We start from the raw sequence: 22402 nt of genomic DNA, 5'->3' as shown, positions 1-22402 counted from the left end.
GGGTGAGCACGTAGGCTCGGGCACGGATGCCGCTGTGCGAGGACCGTCCGTCGTCACGTGGCGACGACGGCTCCCTGGGTGTGGAAACGTGGTACTGAATGGAAGTCGACGAGGAGAACGGCCTTCGGCCCACGGGTTCGTGGACGCCCGGCAAGGTCGCCGAAATGCTGGGCATCTCCCCGGTCACGCTCCGTACTTGGGCCACGCGTTACGGAGTGGGGCCCTCACTGCGGTCCGAGCGGCGTCATCGCCGGTACTCCGACGTCGACGTCCGCAGGCTTCAGCACATGCAGCGGCTGATCGATCGCGGTATCCGTGCCCGCGAGGCCGCCGCGGCCGCGTTCTCAGGCGCCGCCGACGCGCTCCCCGACGTCCCGGCCGACCGCCGCGTGGACGAATTGGAACAGGCCGCGGAGGAGCTGGAATTCGCGTCCATCGCGGCGTTGCTGGACGAAACGCTGGACTCGATCGGCGCGGCGGCCGCGTGGACCGACGTGCTGCTGCCGATCCTGCGGAACCTCGGTGGCCGCTGGCAGCGGGGCGACGTCTGCTTCGAATCCGAATGGGCGCTCACCACCGAGGTTTCCCTGGCGCTGCAGCGTTACGTCGCCCGCTTCGCCGCGGCGCCCGCGGAGCGCGGCGTGCTCATCTCCTGCTGTCCGGACGAACGGCACAGCCTGCCGGTCGAGATCCTTCGCGCTTCGCTGATCGAGATCGGTATCCCCGCGCTCTACCTCGGTCAAATGGTGCCCCCTGAGACCATCGTCGGCATGGCTTCGAAGCTGGAGCCGGTGCTGACCGTGCTGTGGTCGATGTCCGTCACCACCGTCGACGACCTGCTCTGCCGTCGTCTCCAGCAGCACGGCTTCGAGGTCGTCGTCGCGGGGCCCGGCTGGGAAGGGCTCGATGTGCACGGCACCCCGTGGGTCAACGATCTCGCCGGCGCGCTGGAGGTCGTCGCCGAGCGGCTGAAGTCTTGAACCGTTGCGAGATCGCTCCAAGTGCCACAGGATGGTTCCGTCGGATATCGCGGGACAGGAGAGTCTGTGGTGGATCTCAGGCGGCAGGTGCTCGAGCGGTGGCCGGCGAACTGGCCGGTCCAGCCCTTCCGGGAACCGGCCTGGGCGCGGCAGGAGCCGACGTATCGCGAATGCAGCCCCGCGCTGATCGACGCCGCGGTCAAACGCGCCGACGCCCGGGTGGCTGGCAACTGGTTCGTCGTCGCGGCGAGCCGGGAAATCCGTGAGGACAGGCCACTCGGCCTCCGGGCGGGTGGCAGGGAACTGGTCGCCTGGCGTGGCCAGGACGGTGCCTTGACCATCGGGCCCGGCGCGTGTCCTCATCTCGGCGCTCCGCTGGAGCAGGCGCGTGTCCATTGTGGAGAGCTGGTCTGCCGATGGCACGGGCTGCGGGTCGGGGCCGACCGGCCGGGCTGGACGCCCTTGCCGTCCTATGACGACGGAGTCCTCGCCTGGGTCCGTCTCGATCGCTTCGGCGGCGAGGCTCCGACGGATCGGCCTGTCGTGCCGTCCCGTCCGCAAGGTGATACGACGGTCGACGCGGTAGCGACGCTGACCGGGATCTGTGAGCCGATGGACGTCGTCGCGAACCGGCTCGATCCCTGGCACGGCGCCTGGTTCCACCCGTATTCGTTCACGCGGTTGCGAGTTGTCTCGGCGCCGCAAGGAAACGAGGTCTCCGACGCGGACGACAAGTTCGTGGTCGAAGTGACCTTCCGGCTCGCCGGGAAGCTGGGGGTGCCGGTGATCGCCGAATTCACCTGTCCCGAGCCCCGGACCGTGCTGATGACCATCGTCGAAGGCGAGGGCGCCGGAAGCGTGGTGGAGACGCATGCCACCCCGCTCGGACCAGGTCCGGACGGCCGTCCGCGCACCGCCGTGATCGAGGCGACGATCGCGACCTCCGAACGCCCGGGGTTCGCGAAGGCCGCCCGGATCGCCCCGGCACTGCGGCCTTTGATGCGCCGGGCGTCCGCGCGCCTGTGGCAGGACGATCTCGCCTACGCGGAACGACGCTACGCCTTGCGAGCGGGACACGTCTGAGCTCGCGTCGCATGTGACACCGAGGAGCGTTCCGATGGCTGTGCACGAAACCGACGTCGTGGTGATCGGTGCCGGACTCGCCGGTCTCTCCGCCGCGCTGCACCTTCACCGCGCCGGTGTCGTCTGCACCGTCCTGGAGGCCGGGGACGAGGTCGGTGGCCGCGTGCGGACCGACGTCGTCGACGGCTTCCGGCTGGACCGCGGTTTCCAGATCCTCAATCCCGCGTACCCCGCGATCCAGCGCTTGGTGGACGTCGACGCGCTGCGGCTGGGCAAGTTCTGGCGCGCGGTCCGGGTGGCCGACGACGACCGGCTCAGCCTCCTCGGAAGCCCGCTCGACACACCCAAGGCGCTGCGGGACGTCGCGGCAAGGCGCTATTTGTCGGCGAAGGACCTCGCCGCGCTCGGTGCCTTCACCGCGCGGGCGGCGGGTGGTCCGGCGCGGTCGATCGTCCGGGGTCGCGACGGCACGACCGCCGACGAACTGCGTGCCGCGGGATTGTCGGACCGCGCGGTGGAAACCGTGTTCCGCCCGTTCCTGTCCGGGGTCTTCCTGGAGGCGGGGTTGAATACCTCCTCACGGTTCTTCCGGCTCGTCTGGCGCAGCTTCCTGCGATCCGCGCCGTCGTTGCCGTCGCTGGGCATGGGGGAACTGCCCCGGCAACTCGCCCGGTCGCTGCCCGTTTCCGCGGTGCGGACCGGAACACGCGTCGAACGCGTCGGGAACGGGGAGGTACGCACCTCCGGCGGGGACGTCTGGGCCGCACGCGCGGTCATCGTCGCCACGGACGGCACGACCGCCGCGAGCCTGGTCGACGGCGTTCCCGAACCGCGGTGGAACGGTGTCACGACTTGGTATTTCGCGCCACCACGCACACCGCTGCGAGAGCCGGTCATCGTGGTCGACGCCCGCGGCGGCCCGATCCTCAACACCTCGGTCCTGAGCGAGGTCTGCCCGGCATACGCCCCGGAAGGCGCGGCCCTCGTCAGCGCCTCGGCGCTCACGCCGCTCGGGGAATCGGAGGTGCGGCGGGAACTGAGCCGGATGTACCGTGTGGACACCTCGCGCTGGCCGTTGGTCGAGCGCTACGAGATTCCCCACGCGCTGCCGGCCATGTCGCCGCCGCACGACGTCCGTGGCGAGATCCGGTTCGGCGAACGGCTTTACGTGTGCGGCGATCACCGTGACACCAGTTCGCTGCAGGGCGCGCTGGCCTCCGGCGGCCGGGCCGCCCGCGCGGTGCTACGAGACCTGTGAGGAGATTGCCCGGATCGCGTCCGACAGTCGCGGATACACCGTCGCCCGCACGTCGAGCCCGAAGAGCCGCAAGATCCTGAGGTCCGTCGGCGACGAAGTGACCAACGCCAGCCGACGGCGCTCGTGACCGGCCAGGGCGGCGGCCTCCAGCACCTGAAGCCCCGCCACGCCGAGGAAGGTCACCCGGGACAGGTCGATCACCGTGTGATCGGGGAGGTTCCCGGCCAGATGTCGGCGGAGGAGCGGGGCCGTGGTGGCGGCGAGTTCGCCGGTCACGGTGAGGATCAGCAGACCGGTGGCGTGCTCGTGCCCCAGTATGGGGGCAGGTGTTTTTCGGTGCGGTGATGACATGGAGGTCTCCTCGGGAAGCGATATGACGCGCACTTCGAGTGCCCGCAGCAGCACGTCGCCGGACGCACCCGGTCTTCGGCCGGACGGTGCGAGGCCGGCAAGGTCACCGAACACGCGAAGCTGCGAGTTGAACCTCACGTGCTCTCACCGTACGTCGCCGGAGCCGCCCCCGCAGTCTGCGGGACAAGGAATTCCGTCGCCGTGAATCGGTCTTGAATCGGTTTGTGGCCAGGAGCTGCGGGGTAAGCCGATCGTGAAGGTCTCCGCAGGTGTGCTCCGGGAAGAACCGGGGTAACCGGCCACTGCTTCATCCGGATCATGGGAAAGGGAATCGACATGAGCCTGAACGACGACGACATCTCCACCACATCTGGCGAGGACCGCGAAGGACCGGCCGACGCCGGTGCCGGCCAGGGGACTCCCGGCGAGCACGACGGCGGGGCCGACGGTGGCGCCGAAGGGCCTGCCGATTCCGGCGCCGGCGAAGGCACCCCGGGCCAGCACGACGGCGGGGCCGACGGCGGCGCGGACAGTGGGGCGAGCTGAGCTGAGCGAGCCGTCCACCGGTACCGGGAAAAGCGTCCCGGTGCCGGTGGACGGCCGCGTCCCGGAAAGTGTCCTGTCGCGATTGGTCGGTGCGGACACCGAAGAGTTCGCGGCCCGGCATTGGGGCAGGAAACCGTTGTTGCGGCGAACCGGTGGCGGCTTCGGTGATCTGCTCGATCTGGACGGTGTCGACGAGATGCTGTCCCGCCGCGGGCTGCGGACGCCGTTCCTGCGGCTGGCTCGCGACGGGGCCGTGGTCGATTCCCGTTCGTTCACCGGGGGAGCCGGTGTCGGTGCGGAGATCGGCGACCAGGTCCGTGACGACCGGGTCGCCGCTCTTTTCGCCGACGGCAGCACCATCGTGCTCCAGGGCCTGCATCGCGTCTGGCCGGCCGTCATCGACTTCACCACGCGCCTGGCCGGCGAGCTCGGCCACCCCGCGCAGGTCAACGCCTACATCACTCCGCCGTCGTCGCAGGGATTCTCGGCGCACTACGACGTGCACGACGTCTTCGTGCTCCAGCTGGCAGGCCGCAAGCGATGGAAGGTGCACGCGCCCGTCCACCCGTCGCCTTTGCGTGATCAGCCGTGGAGCGAGCACGCCGATGCCGTCGCCGCGCGCGCCCGTGACGACGCTCCGGCCATCGACGAGGTCCTTGAGCCGGGCGACGTGATGTATCTGCCCCGGGGCTGGCTCCATTCCGCGACGGCGCTCGGTGACGTCTCCGCGCATTTGACCATCGGCGTCCACGTGATCACCGCCTTCGCCTTGGTGGAAGCGTTCACCGCGCTCGTCGGTTCCGAGGAACGGCTGCGCACGTCGCTCCCGCTGGGGATCGACGTCGCCGACCCGGACCGGCTGGAGGCCCATGTCGAGTCCGTCCGGGAAGACCTGATCGCCGCCCTGCGGGCCGTGCCCGGCGACGCCATCGCCCGGCACGTCCGGGACAGGACGTGGCAAGGGAATCGTCCGGAACCTCTGGCACCTGTCGCCACGGCCAGGTTCGTACTGGGCCTCGGCGACGGGGATGCCGTGCGGCGTCGTGAGGGTTTGCGCTTCCGGATCGGGGACACGGCGGACGGCCGGATCGTCCTCGAACTCCCGGATCGCCGCCTCTCGTTGCCGGCGGCCACCTCGACCGCCTTGACGGCGCTGCTGGACGGAAGGACATGGCGGCTGGGGGAGATTCCGGGAATGGACCGCGGTGATCAGCTCGTGCTCGTGCGCCGCCTGCTCCGGGAAGGCGTGCTGATGGCCGCGACCGCATGACCGCGACACCGGCGGAACGGTGCGCGGACCTGGCCGAAGCCGCGGGCGATCCCGGGGAGGGAACGGCCCCGCCCGCGGAGCACTGGCTCCTGGTCGAACATCCGGGCCCGTGGGGCCGCCTCGCGCTCAAGGAATCCGGGATCGATCCGGCAGCGGTCGCCCACCTCGGCTCCTGGGCGGCTCGGGTCAACGGCCGGATCGCCCTGGTGCGCCGTGTCGCCCGGCGTCCGTCCACACGCGACCGGCCCTTCCGCTGGTTCCGGGTCGACGCTCGTCCCGGCCACGAGCAGATCCGGACCGGGGAATTCACCGGCGCCGCGGAACTCTCCCGCATCACTGCCGCAGCGGGGAACGTGTGGAAGAAACCCCTTGCGCTCGTGTGCGTCCACGGCAGACACGACACCTGCTGCGCGGTGCGCGGCCGTTCGCTCGCGACCGCGCTGGCCGCGGAGTTCACCGAGGACACTTGGGAATGCAGTCACCTCGGCGGCTGCCGGTTCGCTCCCTCGATGGTGGTGCTGCCACACGGTTTCACCTTCGGCGGCCTGCGCCCGGACGACGCGATCGGTCTCTTCCACCGGTATTCGAAGGGCATCCTCGACCCCGGCTCCTTACGCGGCCGTTCCGCGTACCCGCCGATCGTCCAAGCGGCTCACCACCACGCCCGCGCCGCGACCGGCGCCGCCGGAATCGATGATCTCCGGTGGACGAAGACCACGCGTACCGGTGATAGGGACTGGCAGGTGGTGTTCGCCGAACCCGACTGCGTCGTGTACCTGCGCGAAGGCCGGATCCCGGCGGGCAGGCGGCTCACGTGCGCGTCCGAACCCGTGAGAACGATCAGGGTGTTCGAATTGGTGGATCTCCGGTACTGACCGGGTGCCGCCAGGAAGGTGGGGAAGCCATGGGGGAGCAGTGGTGGTGGGGCGCGCTGGGCGCAGTGATGGTCGTCAGCGGCTTGCTGACACGCCGGCCGGGTGACCGGAAATGGCGATCGTTCGCCGTCGGGACGGTCACGTCGGCGGGCTGGATGCTGGTCGCCCTGTTCGTGATCGGGCCGCTGGTCCCGGGGAACGTCCTCGGGACCACGATCCTGATCGTGATCGTCCTGGGTGTCCTCGCGGTTCCGCTGATCGTCCGGCTCAGTGCGGTTTCGCGGAGGAGACGCGGGGTATCCGGCCGCATGACCGAATACCGGCACACCGCGACCATCGAGATGCCCGCCGCGGACCTGTTCGCCTACTTGCGAGAGCCGCGGAACCTGCCTCGCTACTTCCCGCAAATGAGTCGGGCCGAGCCTGAAGGCGGCGAGGCCGTGCACGTCGAAGCCGACGTCGACGGCGAGCATGTGGAAGGTGACGCGTGGCTGAAGGTCGACGAGGCCAACCGCTCCCTGCGGTGGGGAGCCCAAGGGCCGCATGACTATCAGGGGGAGTTGTCGATCGAGGACGCCGGTCCCGCGGCGGCTCGTCTCACGGTGACCCTGCACAGCGTCCGGGACGCGGATGACGAGACGGTGCAGCGCGGGCTCGAGGAGACCGTTGCCGCGCTGGCGCACACCGTCACCGCGGATGCCGATGTGGACGCCGCCGAAAAAGAGGGAGGCTGGGCGGGACACCGGGATTCCTGACGGCCTCAGGAGCGGAACGGCCGCGACCCTGATCCGGGTCGCGGCCGTCATCGCACTGGCTCCTCACGAAGCGTCGTCTTCGATCAGTAGGGGCGGACGGTCCATCGCTGGTGCGCCTGGCCGGTGTCCACCTGCTGGACGACGGCGGTGGCGTTGGGGTCCGCGCCACCGGCGGCCTCGACGATCTTCGCCGAATGCACGCTGCGGAGGGCGACCGAGCCGTCCGCGGTGGTGGTGAACTCCCACTGCTGCGTCGTCCCGTTGTGGCACTGGTACTGGACGATCGAGTTGCCGTTGTGCAGTTCGCCGTACCGCAGGTCGAGGCACTTCCCCGAGTGGCGGTTCTTCAGGACGTAGACGTTGTTGCCGAGATGGGTCACGTCCCAAAGCTGCTTGACACCGCCGACGCAGTCCCACAGCTCCATGCCGGCGAGATCGTTCAACGCGCCTTCCCCGACGAGGCCTGCGGTCTGGATGCAGCGGCCCGACTTGGCTCCCCTGAGGTCGACCGTCTTGTGGGGGACCGCCGCGACCCGGTATGCGATGGTCGAGCCGTTCTCACTGCTCCAGTCGATCCGGCCGTTCTGGAACAGGTTGCGCCTGCCCATGGGGAGGGCGGTTTCGTCGGACTTCGGGTAGCCCAGGTACGAACGCTCGGCCCCCAGCTGCTTGTACTTCACACTGATGCTCCCGTAGACCAGGCGTGCGCCGGTGCTGGGATGCCAGTAGATCGAACCCGAACCGGTGGCGAAGTCGGCGACCTTGCCCACACCGTCCGAAGTGGACCGGATATCGCCCGTCGGATTCCCGAGCGGGCCGGTCTCGTAACCGTGCTCGGCGAACTTCCGGTGGATGTCACCGTTGATCGCGACGGTTCCGTTGCGGGTGATGTACACCGAGCCCGACGTGAAGCGCTGCATGGGGCCGGCGTCGGGGCCGTAGGTGCCGGCGTCCGCCAGGGGGTAACCCATGCCCGCCTCGAAGCCCATGGCGGCGAACTTCCGGTGGATCTCACCCTTGACCTGCCGGATCGCGCTACCGGGCACGTAGTAGATGGTGCCCGCGGCGAACCGGTTGTAGCGGACGTTCGTGCCACTGACGGTGCCCTCGTCGGAGAGCGGGTAGCCGTAGGGACCCGTTTCCCCGCCCGAATTCGCCCAGATCTCCCCGATCAGGCCGAAGACGATGTGGACCCCCGTCGACGCGCTCCACACGATGTGGAGGTGCGGCCCGCCCATCGTGGGTTTGACGACCCGCAGGACCTGGCCGTTGCCGTCCTTGGTGGGCACCTGGTCGGTCATCGCGCCGCCGACTCCGGCGGGCCCGCCGAGGGCGAGGAGCTTGTCGAGGACCGGTCCGTTGTAGACCGCCTGCACCGCGTAGCGCTGGTTGGTCCCGTCGTTGCCGGCGGTGAGGTAGAGCCTGCCCCGTTCGTACAACCGGTGGCCGAGGCCGACCCCGTTGGAAGTCCCTTCGGGAACGAAGTCGCCGACAGGCTTGCCGAGCTTGTCGCGCAGCGGCTGCTCCGCGGCGTAGCGCCGGTCGATCGGGTGCGGGGCCAGCGGGGCCTCGGCGTGCCACTTCGTCGCGATCGCGTAGGCGTCGTCATCGATCGCGCCGGTGACGAACAGGTACTTGCCCGAACTGCGCGAAGGGCGGATGGAGACGCTGGAGGCGTCACCCCGCACACACCAGGTCGCGTCACCCTTGAAGGCGTTGGAGCCGTCGGTCGGGTCGACGTAGGCCCGCACACGTTGCGACTGCGGGGGGATCATCGCCGTGTTCGCCGCGGAAGACGCTCCCGAACGCCAGCGCAGGTAGTGGTTGGGGCGGCTGACCGACTGGAACGAGAAGCACTCGGGATTGCTCAACCCCGGCTCGATCCTCCATCGCGCCTCCGGGCGCTCGCCCGGCTGCCACTGTTCGAGCACCACGTCGCCGTTGCGGTCGGTGAGGTAGACGTCGACACCGCTGTACGCGTCGACCCGCAAGGTCTGGACCAGGTTCTCGTACTGGCCGGTACGAAGGAACTTCTCGCGATCGCTGCGCTTGGCGGCGAGTGCCGCGTCCGCGGCGGCGACCAGCGCCGGCCGGATCAGCTGGTTCGCCGCGCGCGTGCGCAGTTCGGTGATCAGGCGGATGTACTCCTGGTCGCGCTTGGCGAGCTCGTTGACGATGTCCCGCAGGTGCGCTTCCTCGGCGCCCTGGTTGATGAAGAAGGCCCAGTCGGCGGGGTCGAGGCTGCCGACGGCGTCTTCGGCGGCGCCGTGGACCTCGGTGTCGCGGGGCACCGACTTCCAGATTTCGACGACGAAATCCCGGTCCTTCAGGTTGATCAGGTACTCCAGCCGCGCCGGGGGCACGGATCCCAGCGTGTGCGACACGGCGTTCGCCTTGGCGGCCTTCGCCCGTTCAGCGGCCTTGGCCGCTTCGTCCTTCGTGGCGTCGTCCTGGATGACCCGGTCCACGTCCTTCTTGTGCTCGGCGAAGAGCACGACGGTCAGGAAGCGCCACTGATCGTCCGCGGTACCCCGCAGCGCCGTGCGGGCCGCCTCCTTGACGGCCATGTCCTTGTAGCCGTCGGCGTTGAGTTCCAAGTGGACGATGAAGTCGAAGATCGATTTCGCCAGGACGGTGTTGTCCACCGGGATGCTGAGGGTCGACGCGGCCAGCGCCTTGGCGGCGCGTTCCTGCTCCTGCTGCTGGCGGCGGTCGGTGACGATCTTCTCGTCTTCCCGGTGCGCGTCGTGGATCCCGACCTTGATCCACTGCGTGGACGCCGCCTCGCCGTCGGCGGCGAGCGCGGCGATGGCCGTCTCCTTGAGCTTCTGGTGCTCCGGTTCGAGCGGATGCTGCTTGTCGATGTCGTCGGCCGCGTAGTACATCGCGGCGACGAAGCCCCGGTCGCTGAGGACCAGGAGGTCGGGTCCGGCCACGATCTTCAGGACGGCGGCGGCGTTGCCCTTGTCGATGTCCGTGGACTGCGCGGCGGCCGACGGCGCCGACGGCGGGGCGGCGAAAGCCGTGACGGGTGCCGCGACGCCCGCCGTTGTCGCGACGATCGCGGTGGCGATGATCAATCTCTTGAAAACCCCTCTTCGCCGTGCCGATGGCACGCCGGAGGGACCCCAGTATCCGTTCAAGACATCCTCTCCTTGGATGTAACGCGCGAGACCGTCATTCGGTCTCCATCGCGAGTGCGAATAGGAGACCAGTTAATGGCGAAAAAAAGACCGTGACTGTGATGTGGATCACGCCCTTTACGGGCGTTGTGTCCTTGTGCCATAGTCGTCCTCAGGCGTGCGCGAGCACGCAATTCTGGGGTCTGGGGTTCTGGGGATGAGACTTCGTGCACTGTTCGGCGCCCTCGTGGTGTCGATCATCGGGATCGGCGCAAATGTCGCTACGGCGAATGGAGTAACAGAAACGGCCATCGGGTCGAGTGTGCCCGGTATCGAGAATTCGATTTACTATCCGATCGTCCGGCAGAACGCGCTGTACCACTCGGAGGATCTGGTCAGGGTGGCGGCGTGGCAGGCGCTGCGGTCGGACGAAGGCGAGCCGGCCCTGCGGGCGTTCGTCCGGACGGGGTTCTTCGAGGCCAGGAAGCGGGCCGAGGGATACCACGCGCGGAACAAGGAGTTCGCGCGGCGGGTCATGACCAACTACAGCGCGCAGTATTCGCCTAACGTGCACGCCGAGGCCACGGCGGCGTACAAGGGCAGTTCCGCTCAGCAGGAGCAGTTCTTCCGGACCGGTTTCGCGGCGGCGAAGGCGCTCGACGATGCCGCCCGTGAGGCCGATGAGCAGCACAAACAGCAGATTCTCGACCAGGACCGCGCGTTCGTGCGGTTGCTGGCGGAGTTCGATCCGGGTGAGCAGGTGCGCCTGGCCGCCCAGCACGCCTTGCGGGCCGGAGGTACGGACAGTCACCTTCGGGCGTTCTTCGCCTCCGAGTGGATGGCCGCGGCCGCGACGGATGTCGAGGTCTACCGGATCCGCACGCAGGAGGCGGGTGTCCGCTTCTATGCCTTGATTCCGCAGCTGATCGCGGACGCGGAAGAAGCCGAGCGGGAGGCGCTCGCGGCCGAGGGTGCCGCGGCGGAGCAAGCCCGCGCGGTCGCCGCCCGGGCATGGGCCACGACCAGGGAAAAGGCCGATGAAGCCCGCGCGGTCTGGGAAAGCGAAGCGCTGGCCTGTGCCGAGCAGGCCCGGTACTGGCGGACGGTGATCGACCGGGCCAACGCCAGTGTCGACCCGGTCTGGGCGATGATCGCCACCAGGGCGGACAAGAATCGTGCCGGCTGGGCCGCCGACGGAACGTTCGCCGACGGGCAGACCCAGTACTGGGCGAGTGTCGAAAAGCATGCGAAAGAGCATCGAGACCAAATGTCGCCCGCGGGCTGAGTTCAGCCGGGCATCTCTTTTCAAGCGCTTCAGGACTTCTTCTTTCGAGTAAATTCGAAAAGGGCTCCGGTGCGCTCGATTCAACGCCGAGACGGGTAATCGACGGCCGACGGGGCGGGGTGGCGGACAGCTGCGCCCGTCCCGTTTTCTCCGGTGCCCGGAAACCCTCCCGGGATTCTTCTCGTGCGCGATTCACGAAATCTTTCTGCTACTGGGGAGTGGTGTGCCATGAAAAGGAAGACGCGACGCGCCAGACGGGGGCCACTCGCCTCCGGATGGTGCCGCGGCGCGGTCGTGCTGACCGTGACCACGGCCTTGGTAATGTCGGGCGCGGGGCTGGAACTCGCCGCCGCCGCGCCCGCCGTCCCGGTGGTGGCGGCCGCGCAGCAGGCGCCCGCCACGCCGCCGGGCGCGGTGACGCCGCCCGCCGCGGCGACGGCGACGAGTGACCCGGAAGAGGAGGCGCTGCTCCGGCAGTTGCAGCTGGACCTGCTCGCCGACATCGCGGCGCTGGACGAGCACGAGGAAGTCCGCGTGGCGGCGCGGGAAGCCTTGAAGAAGGCCGAAGCCGGCGACGACGCGGCCATCACGACGTTCTTCGAGCGGGGACACCAGGAAGCCAAGGCACGGGCGGAACGCCGCAAGCAGGAAGCCGACGACCGCAACCGCGCGGTGATCCAGTCCCTCGCGGGCACCGGCGGTCCGGCGTTCAACGCCGCCGTCGACCGCGCGCTGCGGGGCAACGCCTACGACCGCGAGAACTTCCTGGCTTTCGGGCGGGACATCGCCACGGAACAGGATCGCCGTTCCGGCGCCTACGAGAAGGAGATCCGGGACCGGCGGCGCGCCCATGTGCAGATCGCCGCGGACCGGGGGACACCCGAGGTCTCCGCCGCCGCGAAGACGGCGCTGGCCCAGGGCGACGCCGCGATCGAGGAATACCTCAAGACGGGGTACCTGGCCGCGGCCAAACGGGACGCGGATGCCCGGGAGCGCCGGCTCGCCGACCTGGAACGTCAGCGCAAGGAAGCCGAAGCGAACTCGGAGCTGGCGCAACGGATCGCGCGGGTCATGCGGGCGCGGCAGAGCCTGCTCTCCGCGCACGCGAGCGGTGTTCAGGCGCTGGAGCGGACCGCCAACGACATGACACTGGCGGCGAACGCGTCCCGGGAGGCCGCGCGGGCGCTGGCCGCCGATCAGGCGGGGAACAGCTATCACCCCGAGCTGTACCAGCGGGCGAAGGACGACGTCGCGCGTTTCGTCCGGGACGCGCGGACCGACGCTCAGCAGGCCCAGTCCGCGGCCGCGCTGGCGAGCGCCCAAGTGGACGTCCTCGTGCAGAACCAGATGCCGCACGGCACCCAATGGGCGAAGGTCGTCCAAGGCATGGCGGCCGCCGCGAACGCCGCGAAGCAGGCCGCCGAAACCGCGGCCCACGCGATCGACGCGATCGCCGCCGACGCCGCGGCCACCGACGCCGCGGAAAAGGCCAGGGCCCGGGAAGAGAACGCCCGCCGCTGGCGGGCCAACGCGCAGTCCCACGCCGACGCGGCGGAGCGCCTGGCCACGGCCGCCGGTGAACAGGCCGCGGCGGCCGCACAAGCGGCGGCACAGGCGCAGCAGGCGAAGACCGACGCGGAAACCGCGCTGCGGAACGCGAAGGCGCACGCCGCGAAGGTCAAGCAGGCACGTGCGGACGCCGAGCGGGAACGCGATATCGCCGACGCCAAGCGGCGTGAGGCCGAACAGTGGCGTGGTCAAGCGGCCCTCAAGAGGCAGGAGGCCGAGGCCAAGCAGCGGGAAGCCGCGAGCGAGCGGGACAAGGCCAAACGCGAGGCGGGTATCGCCCAGCAGAAGCGGCAGGAGGCCGAATCACAGCAGCGGATCGCCTCCGAAAAGCGCGTCGCCGCTCAAGGACAGGAACAGATCGCCGCCGACGCCGCCAAGGAGGCTCGGCGTCAGGAACAGATCGCGGCGGGCATCGACCAGAACGCCGGTGTCGAGGAGGGCAAGGCCCATCAGGCCCGGGAGGACGCCGCACGGGTGCGGCAGTCGGCCGAGACGACCGCGAAGAAGGCCCAGGCGCTCGAACAGCTGGCCGCGCGGGCGGAAGCGTCGTCGGAGATCCTCCAGGAGGAAAAGGAAAAGGTGCGGGCCGCGGCGACTCAGGCCCGAGCCGAGGCGAACACGGCGAAGGACGCGGCGCAGGCGGCCGACGGCTTCGCCACCCAGGCCGGCCAGGCCGCGGCGTCGGCTCGTGCCGCGGCGACGGAGTCACAGGCCGCCGCGGGCAGGGCGCGGGCGCACGCGGACCGGGCACAGGCGGCGGCGTCGCAGGCGCGGGCGGCGGCCAGGGAAGCCGAAGTCGCGGCGGAGAAGTCCCGGACGGCGGCGAACGAAGCGGAGGCCGCGGCGGCCCGCGCCAACGAGGCGGCGGCGCGCGCCGAACGGGAAGCCTCCGCCGTCCACGCTGAGGCGATGAAGGCCCGTGCGTCGGCGGAGGAGGCGACGGCCGCGGAATCGCGGGCCGCCGAGAACGCCCGCAACGCGGCGAACCTGGCGCAGGAGGCGGCGGTGCACTCGGAGCAAGCGCTCACCGCCGCGCATCGGACCCAGGAGGAGGCCAACGCCGCCGCGGCGGAGGCCGCCACCGCGGCCACCCAGGCGGGGATCGCGACCCGTGCGGCGGTCGCGGCGGGATTGTCGGGGTCCGGGATCGCCGCCCCGGCCGACCAGGCGATCAACCTGGTCAGCCCGTTCACCGGCGACGACCTCGACGCGGACTTCGTGCTCATGGTGGCGAACCGGGCGAAGGACGTCGGCGACACCCAGGTCCGGGCCGCGCAGGCCGCCGCGGCCGATGCCGCCGCGCAGGCGAGCCGGGCCGCCGAGGCGGCCAGGAACGCCGGGCTCGAGGTGAAGCCGGCGTTCGAGGCCGCGGCGGCGGCCGCCACTTCGGCGGCCGACGCGGCGAATTCGGCGGCGGCGGCCCAGCAGTCCGCGGCCGCCGCGGCGGTGGCCGCGGCCGCGGCCAGGAAGGCATCGGCCGAGGCGGGCGCCGTCGACGCCGAGGCACAGGCCGACGCCAAGGCCTCACGGGCGGCGGCCGACCAGGCGGCGGCCGATGCCGCGCTGGCGGGACGGGCGGCCGACCAGGCGGCGGCCGACGCCGCCGCGGCGAGGAAGGCCGCCGACGACGCGACCCGCGCGGCGAACGAAGCCACCGCCGCCGCCACCCGGGCCCAACAGGACGCGGTCGCCGCTCAGCAAGCGGCGGAGCAGGCCCAGCGTGACGCGGACGCCGCTCGCGAGTCCGCGAACCGGGCCGCGGATCACGCCCGGGACGCCGATTCCGCGGCCACCAACGCGGAGAAGTACGCGAAGAACGTGGAGGACCGGGCGGCGAACGCGGCGGCGGACGCCAAGGCGATCCAGGACCAGCTGGCCGAGATGCAGGAATTGCTTCGCCAGGAAGAAGAAGCACGCGAACGCGCCGAGGCCGAACAGGCCATCACCGACGACAGCGAGGTTCCCGAGCTGACGCCGGAGGAAGCGGAACTGCTGCGCGCGGAAAAGGGGCAAGCGGGTGTCGACGAGTACAACCGTGCTCGTGCCGACGCGAACAGGGACCTCATGGGCCTCATCGTCGACGAAGGCGGCCAGGTCATCCTCGACCTGATCGGCTACACCGACGCGAAGCGGTGCTTCATGGAAGGCGACTTCATCTCCTGCGTGATGACCGTGATCAACGCGCTGCCGATCCTCAAGATCGCGTCGGTGCTGCGGAAGATCCCGGACGCGGTCGGGGCGACCGTGCGCATCGTGAAGGGCATCCGCACCTTCAAGGACGTGAAGATGCTCGGCCGCCGCATCACCGACAACCTGCGTGACCTGATCAGGCAGCTCAAGGGATGCAAGAACCCCGCCGCGGTGGCGTCGGCGGCGGCACCGCCCGCCTGCCAGGTCGTGGACAGGGAAGCGCTGCGCAAGAAGGTGGAGGACGAACACAAGAAGCAGCCGGCGGTCAATCCTCAACCGGGACAGCGGCTCAGCACCCTCGCCCGGCAGCGGGAGGTGGAGGGCTGTTTCAAGAGCGTGATCCCGGCGAATATCTCCTTCAACTACCCCATGGAGGACTTCACCTGGCTCGGCAACGACGCCAAACGCGCCACCGGCGGCATCGTCTGCGTCAACCAGACCGCGAAACGATCGGGAGAACCGGCGGCGCCCGTCGGGCACCCGGACACCTCGCCGCCGAAGCTGGACGGTACGGCTGTCCACAAGGGACACCTGGTGCCCGCCAGGCTCCACGGTTCCATGCTGGTGGACAACATCGTGACCCAGTGGTCGAAGGTCAACCTCTCCGACGTCAAGAAGGTGGAGAACGCGGTGGGGGACATGCTGGACCGGTATCCCAACCGGGACGTCTCGGTCATCTACGAGGTCCACGTCCAGTACGCGACCAAGACCGCCGCGATGCCGAGGTGGATCTTCATCGAGGCGATCGCTTCGAACGGCGCGAAGTGCTTCGCGAAGATCGAGAACATCCCCACCGGTAACCTCGTCAAGGAAACCTGTCCCGCCTTCCGGACGGCCTGACGATCGAGAGAACGGAGGACGGACGTGCCGAAACGGTCGTACGTCGACGAAATCTGCGAGCTCGTCGGATGGCGCCCCGGGGACTTCGTGCCCGGGACGGACTGGGCCACCGTCGAACGCGAACTGGGGACACCGCTCCCCGGCGACTACAAGGAGCTGCTGACCCGCTTCCCCTCCGGAGGGTTCCGCGGCGTCATCTCCTTCTCGAATCCCGCCGAAAGCGTCGAGGCGTGCGCGAACGTCAAGAACGAGAACGCCGATCTGCTCGAGATCTTCGGCGACGAGGATCTCGAATACCTGCGGGGTGTCCCGTACCGGCTCTTCCCGGAGCCGGGCGGGATCTACCCCTGGGGGACCAACGGCGCGGGGGGATCGTTCTGGTGGGTCCCCGGCTCGGCGGATCCGGACGAGTGGGCGGTCGCCTACAACGACCGGGACCGGTGGCACGAGGAGCATTCCGGGCCGATGACGAAGGTTCTCTTGGAGCTGCTGGTGAGTACCGGTGAGGACAACATCCTCGGCTGGGACATGGCCGGTAAGCCGGTCGATTTCGACGGTCACTGGGCGGACCGGTACGTCTCTTATCCTGGCTGAGCGGGCCGGGCGGCGGCGTGCGCACTCGCACGTCGCCGCCCGGTCTCGATCTCATGCCTCGACGAAGAGCGTGCCCGCGTCGGCGAGTCGTTCGATCACGCGGGCCGGTTCGAGCAAGGTCTCCGGGGTGTAGAAGCCGGGCGGGACCGCTTCTCCGCGCAGGCCGAGCAGCCGCTCGATCCCCATGGCGAGGCCGAGCGAGGTCAACGGACGCTGGCCATGTGGGTGGACCAGGTACCGGTCGACGCTCAGTGGGGCACCTGCCGGGCCTGCTCCTTCGAGTTCGATCCGGACCTCGACGGACGGGCCGTCACCCCGGCGCGTCCCCGCGGATTCACCGACCGCGAACACGAATTCGACGTCCGGCGCGCCCGTCGCGAGCGCCAGGCTGGTCACGTCGAGGATCGGGACGGCCTGACCGGTGACCGTGGTCCCGTCGAGGCTGCGCAACTCCACCCGGGAATCGGCCGCGCCGGACCAGGCGAACACGCCGTCGCGCCGCGCGTAGCCGGCCGAGGTGACCTTCGCCCAGCGCTCCAGGTCCGCGAGGCCCGCGGGTCCGCCCGCGTCGTTCTCGTCGAGGATCGCGCCGATCCGGATCGTGTCGACCCGGTCGAATTCCCCGGCCCACGCCAGTGCCGTGAGGGTGATGACGCCCGCGGCCCAGTGGCTGGCCATCAGCACGGGCGCGGCCGCGGGGCGCTGCGCGGCGGCGGTGACCTCCGGCGCGATGTCGATCATGCCGCTGGACAGGCTGACGTAGGGCACGCCGTGGTCCTGGGCGAAACGCAGCCCGTTCAGCCTGCTGTCCCACAGCGTCGCGACCACCGCCGCGTACTCCCGGCCGGCGGGCAGGCCGAGATCACCGCGGGTCAGGTCGACGGTCACCGCGGTGGCGCCGCCCAGTTCGCCGGCCACCTTTCGCGTGCGTTCCGGATTGCGTCCCGCGATGGTCAACGGCAGCTCCGGGTACCGCCGCCGCAGGAGTGTGGCGGTATCCGAGCCCGCCTGTCCCGCCCCGCCCAAGAGCAGAACCGATCCTCGCTGTCCCATGTCGTCCTCCTCGATCCCCATAACCTACATTTTGTAACTTACACGATGTAGCTAGGATGGGGCGATGACCACCGCACCTGCCCGGCTGTCCAAGCAGGCCCGGCGCGAGCAGTTGCTCGACGTGGCCCTGGAGATCGTGCGTGCCGACGGTGCCGACGGGTTGACGCTGCCCACCCTCGCCGAGGCGGCCGAGGTGAGCAGGCCCATCGTGTACCACCACTTCGGCACCCGTCCTGGACTGCTGCTGGCGCTCTATCGGCGACTCGACGAACGGCACCGCGCCGCCATCGCGCGGGCGCTGGAACAGACCGCGCCGACCGCGGTGGACGTCGCGGAAGCCATGAGCGTCGCCTACTTCGCCTGCGCCACCGACATTCCGGAGTTCAACGCCGTTTCCTCGGCGTTGAAAGGAAATCCGGAGATGGAGGCGAGCCGGCGCGACCTGCACGAGGGCTACACCGATCTGATGGCCGATGCCTTGACGCCGTACTCCGGCCTGGACCGGTCGGCGCTCCGACTGCACTGCGTCGGCGCGCTCGGTGCCGCCGAGGCGATCGCCGGTGAACTGAACCGTGGTGCCACGACCGACGCCGACGCCGTCGCGGCCTTGACCGGCGTCATCTTGGGCCGCATCGAGCGAACGGCGGTGGCTCCGACAGAGTGAACACTCGATAACCCATACGGCCTTCCGGTGGTTCCCCATGTCGGAGAACCGCCGGCCGCTCCATCAGGACCGGAGCCACGGCCCGGTCATCGCGGCGAGAAGGCTGTGCTGCGGATCGTCGGCGCCCAGCTCCCACATCATCATGCCGGCCAGGCGGTGGCGTTTCGCGAACAGCGAGCGGTCCTGGATGGACCGCGGGTTCTCGTAGCTCACCCAGATCTTCTTTTCCGGGTTCCAGAGATACGGCGAGCGCACGATCGGGTCCCAGCCCTGGCGGAATCCGGGGTCACCGGCCCACTCCGGGCCCAACATCGATCACCTTCGTACCGTCCGTTCGTTCGCCGACTACGTCGAATCCAGGCAGGCCATCGGGGAAGGAGTGTCATGAGCGGCGAACCGTTCGGGTCCAAAGTGGACGAAGAACGCTGGCAACGCGGCGCGCACGTTTCGCACAAGGCGCTGACCGACCGGTTACTGGAAGCCGAGGGCGTGCGTGCGAGCCGTCCGCAGCTGATCATCGTGGCCCACGCCCTGCCCGACGTCCTCCCGTTCACCGCCGTGTCTCACCGACCGGCTCGACGTCACGGCGACCACGTTCTCCGTGGCACAGCAGGGATTGGCCGCGCCGTTCACGGCCTTGCGCATCGTGGCGGCGTACCAGCGGTCGGGACGGTGCGACGAGGCGGTCATCGCGGTACTGGAACAGACGACGCTCCCGACCCCGCATCCCCTCGTCGATGACGGCGGGCTGGTCGAGTCGGGTGCCGCGCTGGTCCTCGGCACCGGGCCGGGGCCACGGCTGGCGTCGGTGTCGTCCGGCGGGGCGGTGGGCGAGTTACTCGAACCTCATCGGGAGTCCGGCACGCTCGTGGTCCTCGGGCCGTGGGTGACGGAAGCCGTCGAGGCCGGGGACGTCCATCGGGTCGCGCCGGGCTCGTACTGCACCAGTGTGTGGCTCGCCCTGGCGGGAAACTGGCCTGCGTGGCAGGAGATGTACCGGAAGGTCGTGCTCTGTGACACCGATCCGGTGAGCGGTCGCAGTCATGCCGCGGCCTTCACCTTCCCGGCCGGGTAGCCCGATGCGGATCGGGGCCGACCTGCTGTACCTCGGCGAACTGGACCGGCCGTGGTTCCGTGCCTACGTGTACACCGAGTCCGAACTCGCCACCGCGGCCGGGTTCGGCCCCGATCGAGGCCGGGAGTTCCTGGCGGGCCGGTTCGCCGCGAAGGAAGCCGTCGCGAAGGCGATCGGCACCGGTTTCGCCGACGGCGTCGCGCCGCGCCAGATCGCCGTCGAACGAGCCGATTCCGGAGCTGCCCTGGTGGTGCTCACCGGCGGTGCTCACTCCACACGGTCAGCGTCCCATCTCCGCGGCCACTGAGTCGTGCTGGCCGACTTCGATACAGGCCGGACCTTCCCGTCGTCAACGCCCACTCGCTGTGATCGCGTAATACCCGAGTGGTCCCTTGTCGTGCACCTCGACCATTTCTAGTGTTGTTTACACGGCCGTGAAATTCGTCGCACTCCGGCGTCCGGCCTGTCGGGGGTATTCGCAGGCGCGGCGGCCGTGGGGACGAATACTGCCAATCGCGCGGAAGGAATGTCATGTCGGTCGCTCCGGACAGTTCAGTCTGCACTCGATGCGGTATGCCGATGGGATACGACAGATTCATCGCGGGCCTCGACGGCCGGGAGCCATCCCCAGATCCCGCACTGTGCACCCATTGTCTGAATCCGCCGGATCCGACCGAATTGCCGGCTCAAGAGGACCGCGGCAGATTGCTCGACTTGGTCTTCCGGCTGGTCCGTGGCGAAACGGTGGGAGAAGTGCCGCCCGAGCTCGACGAACTCGTCGCCAGCGTGCCGGCGCGGCGGCCTCAGGCGAAGGCCGACGCGCTGGTTCTCTACAGCGGAGGCAAGGATTCGAGCTGGATGCTGCACGATTTGGCAAGCAGGGACGTGCGGGTGGTGGCCTGGATGCTCGACCAGGGTTATCAATCGCCGCTGGCCATCCGCAACGCCCGCTCATTGTGCGGGAAATTGGACATCGAATTGGTGATCGCGCGTCCGGAACGCGACCCGATGAACACTCTGTTCCGGCTCGGTTTCGCGATGAACGAAGAAGGCGACCAAGACCTTCTCCGCGCGGTGATGTCCTGGGGGTCGGCGTGCTGGCCCTGCTTTTCCACCATTCTGGCCCAGGCATCGGTATATTGCCTTGACAATGCGATACCGCTGTGCTTCGTCGGAACGCACAAAGGTCAGAACCGCACTACCGCCGGTGATCAGCCGATTGTCAAAGTGGACGGGCTGACGCCGTTGGCCGGCGTCGTCGAAGACCAGGTTTCCTTGTTGCGCGGACACGCCGAGCGCAAGGCGCCGGAAGCCGCGGAATTGCTCCGGACCGGGGACAGCGGAGCCGCTCTGGTGCCCTTCTACGAGTTCGTGCCGAAGCCGCCGACTCCACAGATCATCGCCGACCTCGAGGCCATCGGCTGGGAAGTGCCCCGCAACACGGGCAGCTGTAGCACGAATTGCATGATCAACGAACTCGGCTACCGCATCATGCGCAACCAGTACGGCTTCGACATCTACCAGATCGCCGAAGCCCACGAGCAGCGGCTCTCGCCCGACCCGTCGCCCGCGAACATCGCCACCCTCGACGAGGAAGCGATCCGGCGCGGCGCGAAGCTGATCGAGCTGACACCGGTCGAGTCCCGTCGCTGGGGCATCGAAAAGTGACGGCCGAGCCCCCTTGGTCGGAGCTGCGGGCCCAGTTCGACCTCGACCCGGCCTACGTTCACCTGGGACTCTCGGTACTGGCCCCACATCCGCGGCCGGTTCGTGAGGCGATCGAACGGCATCGTCGGGGCCTGGACAGCAACCCGGCGTTGTACTTCCACCGTCGCGACGAGCTCCAGCGCCAGGTCCTGGAGAAGGCGGGACGCTACCTCGGTGCCGAGCCGGACACGATCGCGCTCACCGAAAGCACCACCATGGGCCTCGCCATCGTGATCACCGGTATGACGCTGCGACCGGGTGACGAGATCTTGAGCACCGAGCACGAGCATTACGCGGCCGGCGAACTGTTGCGGTTCAAGGCCGAATCGAGCGGTGCGTCCCATCGGATCATCGCGCTCTACGAGGACCCTCGGACGGCGACCGAGGACGAGATCGTCGCTGCCGTGTCCCGCGGCATCGGGGACCGGACCCGGCTGCTGGTGCTGACCTGGGTGCACTCGGGGACCGGGGTCAAGCTGCCGCTGGCCCGTATCGCGGAGGTCGTCGCGGCCGTCAACGCCGGGCGTCCACCCGGTACCGAGGTCCTGACCTGCGTCGACGGGGTGCACGGTATGGGCGTCGAGGACTTCGAGGTGACCGCGCTCGGTTGCGACTTCTTCGCCACCGGGTGCCACAAATGGCTGTTCGGACCGCGGGGAACGGGCCTGGTGTGGGGCAGTGAGCGAGGCTGGGCCGCTGTCCGGCCGATCATCACCTCGTTCGACGTCGAGGTGTTCTGGCCGTGGTACCTGGGTTCCGTGCCGGACGGCAAGGCGCCGGCGGCACGGTTCTGCACCCCGGGTGGGTTCCCGGCCTACGAGCACCGGTGGGCGCTCGCCGAAGCCTTCGACTTTCACCAGGACCTGGGAAAGTCCAGAGTGGCAGCACGCATCCACGACCTGAACGCGCACTGCCGCCGCGCGCTCGCCGACGTCACCGGTGTCCACGTGCGCACACCCGACGTGGCCGAGTTGACGTCCGGGATGGTGTGTTTCGACGTCCCCGGCATCGACCCGGCCACCGTCGTCGACCTCCTGCACGGCGAAGGAGTCGTAGCCGGGCAGACGCCGTATCGCAGCAGCGCGGTCCGCTTCGCCCCTGGCGTGCTGAACGACTTCGACGACGTCGACCGCGGAACCGAGGCACTGGCCAAGATCATCAAAAACCACACCTGAACGGAGAGAC

19 protein-coding genes are annotated in these 22402 nt (G+C 69.3%); 15 read left to right on the top strand and 4 right to left on the bottom strand.

Going from position 1 to position 22402, the window contains the following annotated elements:
• Positions 1-98: 98 nt before the first annotated feature.
• The 3 genes from CVV72_RS13280 to CVV72_RS13270 all read left to right on the top strand — a co-directional run bounded on the left by CVV72_RS13280 (position 99) and on the right by CVV72_RS13270 (position 3321).
• Complete coding sequence (locus tag CVV72_RS13280; protein WP_219152730.1) at positions 99-980, top strand: MerR family transcriptional regulator; 882 nt, start codon at positions 99-101, stop codon at positions 978-980.
• Between the two features lie 69 nt (positions 981-1049).
• Positions 1050-2063 (top strand): DUF5914 domain-containing protein, encoded by a 1014-nt coding sequence (locus CVV72_RS13275; protein WP_219153939.1) that lies wholly within the window; start codon positions 1050-1052, stop codon positions 2061-2063.
• Positions 2064-2097: 34 nt separating this feature from the next.
• The gene (locus tag CVV72_RS13270) at positions 2098-3321 is read left to right on the top strand and encodes an NAD(P)/FAD-dependent oxidoreductase (RefSeq protein ID WP_219152729.1); all 1224 of its coding nucleotides are present in this window, start codon (positions 2098-2100) and stop codon (positions 3319-3321) included.
• On the opposite strand, the gene CVV72_RS13265 is transcribed toward CVV72_RS13270, so the two are convergent.
• Positions 3307-3810, bottom strand: a complete 504-nt coding sequence (locus CVV72_RS13265; protein ID WP_219152728.1) for an STAS domain-containing protein — start codon at positions 3808-3810, stop codon at positions 3307-3309. The genes CVV72_RS13270 and CVV72_RS13265 overlap by 15 nt on opposite strands.
• Before the next feature lie 198 nt (positions 3811-4008).
• On the opposite strand from CVV72_RS13265, the gene CVV72_RS13260 reads away from it, so the two are divergent.
• Genes CVV72_RS13260 through CVV72_RS41645 form a run of 4 tightly spaced genes read left to right on the top strand, consistent with a single transcriptional unit; the run spans position 4009 to position 7118 of the window.
• Positions 4009-4218: a hypothetical protein gene (locus CVV72_RS13260; RefSeq protein WP_219152727.1), complete on the top strand. Its 210-nt coding sequence runs from the start codon at positions 4009-4011 to the stop codon at positions 4216-4218.
• On the top strand, positions 4205-5488 hold the full coding sequence (locus tag CVV72_RS13255) for a cupin domain-containing protein (RefSeq protein WP_255632673.1): 1284 nt from the start codon (positions 4205-4207) through the stop codon (positions 5486-5488). Before CVV72_RS13260 ends, CVV72_RS13255 begins: the two co-directional genes overlap by 14 nt.
• The gene (locus tag CVV72_RS13250) at positions 5485-6363 is read left to right on the top strand and encodes a sucrase ferredoxin (RefSeq protein WP_219152726.1); all 879 of its coding nucleotides are present in this window, start codon (positions 5485-5487) and stop codon (positions 6361-6363) included. The genes CVV72_RS13255 and CVV72_RS13250 overlap by 4 nt, the downstream gene beginning before the upstream one ends.
• A 29-nt stretch (positions 6364-6392) precedes the next feature.
• A complete protein-coding gene (locus tag CVV72_RS41645; protein WP_255632672.1) occupies positions 6393-7118 on the top strand; it encodes an SRPBCC family protein in 726 nt (241 codons plus the stop codon).
• 83 nt (positions 7119-7201) lie between these two features.
• On the opposite strand, the gene CVV72_RS13240 is transcribed toward CVV72_RS41645, so the two are convergent.
• The gene (locus CVV72_RS13240) at positions 7202-10198 is read right to left on the bottom strand and encodes an RICIN domain-containing protein (RefSeq protein WP_219152725.1); all 2997 of its coding nucleotides are present in this window, start codon (positions 10196-10198) and stop codon (positions 7202-7204) included.
• Between the two features lie 259 nt (positions 10199-10457).
• Here CVV72_RS13240 and CVV72_RS13235 point away from each other — a divergent pair, with 259 nt between their 5' ends.
• The 3 genes from CVV72_RS13235 (at position 10458) to CVV72_RS13225 (ending at position 16718) form a co-directional block, all read left to right on the top strand.
• Positions 10458-11525 carry a hypothetical protein gene (locus CVV72_RS13235; RefSeq protein ID WP_255632671.1) on the top strand — a complete coding sequence of 356 codons (1068 nt, stop codon included), beginning with the start codon at positions 10458-10460 and terminating at the stop codon, positions 11523-11525.
• Positions 11526-11753: 228 nt separating this feature from the next.
• A complete protein-coding gene (locus tag CVV72_RS13230) occupies positions 11754-16124 on the top strand; it encodes a DNA/RNA non-specific endonuclease (RefSeq protein WP_255632670.1) in 4371 nt (1456 codons plus the stop codon).
• Positions 16125-16148: 24 nt separating this feature from the next.
• Entirely contained in the window at positions 16149-16718 is a 570-nt protein-coding gene (locus CVV72_RS13225; protein WP_219152724.1) for an SMI1/KNR4 family protein, read from the top strand.
• Between the two features lie 51 nt (positions 16719-16769).
• Here the strand turns inward: CVV72_RS13225 and CVV72_RS13220 are convergent, their stop codons facing one another.
• The gene (locus tag CVV72_RS13220) at positions 16770-17792 is read right to left on the bottom strand and encodes a saccharopine dehydrogenase (protein WP_255632669.1); all 1023 of its coding nucleotides are present in this window, start codon (positions 17790-17792) and stop codon (positions 16770-16772) included.
• A gap of 43 nt (positions 17793-17835) precedes the next feature.
• Here CVV72_RS13220 and CVV72_RS13215 point away from each other — a divergent pair, with 43 nt between their 5' ends.
• On the top strand, positions 17836-18435 hold the full coding sequence (locus CVV72_RS13215; protein ID WP_219152723.1) for a TetR/AcrR family transcriptional regulator: 600 nt from the start codon (positions 17836-17838) through the stop codon (positions 18433-18435).
• A 63-nt stretch (positions 18436-18498) separates the two neighbouring features.
• On the opposite strand, the gene CVV72_RS13210 is transcribed toward CVV72_RS13215, so the two are convergent.
• Positions 18499-18747, bottom strand: a complete 249-nt coding sequence (locus CVV72_RS13210; protein ID WP_219152722.1) for a glycosyl hydrolase family 18 protein — start codon at positions 18745-18747, stop codon at positions 18499-18501.
• A gap of 289 nt (positions 18748-19036) precedes the next feature.
• Here CVV72_RS13210 and CVV72_RS13205 point away from each other — a divergent pair, with 289 nt between their 5' ends.
• The 4 genes from CVV72_RS13205 to CVV72_RS13190 all read left to right on the top strand — a co-directional run bounded on the left by CVV72_RS13205 (position 19037) and on the right by CVV72_RS13190 (position 22392).
• On the top strand, positions 19037-19510 hold the full coding sequence (locus tag CVV72_RS13205) for a hypothetical protein (RefSeq protein WP_219152721.1): 474 nt from the start codon (positions 19037-19039) through the stop codon (positions 19508-19510).
• A gap of 4 nt (positions 19511-19514) precedes the next feature.
• Positions 19515-19817, top strand: a complete 303-nt coding sequence (locus tag CVV72_RS13200; protein WP_219152720.1) for a holo-ACP synthase — start codon at positions 19515-19517, stop codon at positions 19815-19817.
• A 272-nt stretch (positions 19818-20089) separates the two neighbouring features.
• Positions 20090-21178, top strand: coding sequence for a hypothetical protein (locus CVV72_RS13195; protein WP_219152719.1), 1089 nt, complete (start codon positions 20090-20092; stop codon positions 21176-21178).
• Positions 21175-22392 carry an aminotransferase class V-fold PLP-dependent enzyme gene (locus CVV72_RS13190; protein ID WP_219152718.1) on the top strand — a complete coding sequence of 406 codons (1218 nt, stop codon included), beginning with the start codon at positions 21175-21177 and terminating at the stop codon, positions 22390-22392. Before CVV72_RS13195 ends, CVV72_RS13190 begins: the two co-directional genes overlap by 4 nt.
• Positions 22393-22402: the final 10 nt, after the last annotated feature.

Origin of the sequence: Amycolatopsis sp. TNS106 (genome assembly GCF_019330265.1) — a bacterium.
Taxonomy (GTDB): Bacteria; Actinomycetota; Actinomycetes; order Mycobacteriales; family Pseudonocardiaceae; genus Amycolatopsis; species Amycolatopsis lurida.
The sequence above is the reverse complement of the archived record's forward strand: the minus strand, read 5'-3'. Positions and strand labels throughout refer to the sequence as shown.

Excerpts from the sequence above, each read along its gene's own strand:
- CVV72_RS13235 (WP_255632671.1), top strand. The coding sequence starts at position 10,458 with ATGAGACTTCGTGCACTGTTCGGCGCCCTCGTGGTGTCGATCATCGGG.
- CVV72_RS41645 (WP_255632672.1), top strand. The coding sequence starts at position 6,393 with ATGGGGGAGCAGTGGTGGTGGGGCGCGCTGGGCGCAGTGATGGTCGTC.
- CVV72_RS13200 (WP_219152720.1), top strand. The coding sequence starts at position 19,515 with ATGCGGATCGGGGCCGACCTGCTGTACCTCGGCGAACTGGACCGGCCG.
- CVV72_RS13195 (WP_219152719.1), top strand. The coding sequence starts at position 20,090 with ATGGGATACGACAGATTCATCGCGGGCCTCGACGGCCGGGAGCCATCC.
- CVV72_RS13230 (WP_255632670.1), top strand. The coding sequence starts at position 11,754 with ATGAAAAGGAAGACGCGACGCGCCAGACGGGGGCCACTCGCCTCCGGA.
- CVV72_RS13220 (WP_255632669.1), bottom strand. The coding sequence starts at position 17,792 with ATGGGGATCGAGGAGGACGACATGGGACAGCGAGGATCGGTTCTGCTC.
- CVV72_RS13270 (WP_219152729.1), top strand. The coding sequence starts at position 2,098 with ATGGCTGTGCACGAAACCGACGTCGTGGTGATCGGTGCCGGACTCGCC.
- CVV72_RS13250 (WP_219152726.1), top strand. The coding sequence starts at position 5,485 with ATGACCGCGACACCGGCGGAACGGTGCGCGGACCTGGCCGAAGCCGCG.
- CVV72_RS13215 (WP_219152723.1), top strand. The coding sequence starts at position 17,836 with ATGACCACCGCACCTGCCCGGCTGTCCAAGCAGGCCCGGCGCGAGCAG.
- CVV72_RS13280 (WP_219152730.1), top strand. The coding sequence starts at position 99 with ATGGAAGTCGACGAGGAGAACGGCCTTCGGCCCACGGGTTCGTGGACG.
- CVV72_RS13210 (WP_219152722.1), bottom strand. The coding sequence starts at position 18,747 with ATGTTGGGCCCGGAGTGGGCCGGTGACCCCGGATTCCGCCAGGGCTGG.
- CVV72_RS13260 (WP_219152727.1), top strand. The coding sequence starts at position 4,009 with ATGAGCCTGAACGACGACGACATCTCCACCACATCTGGCGAGGACCGC.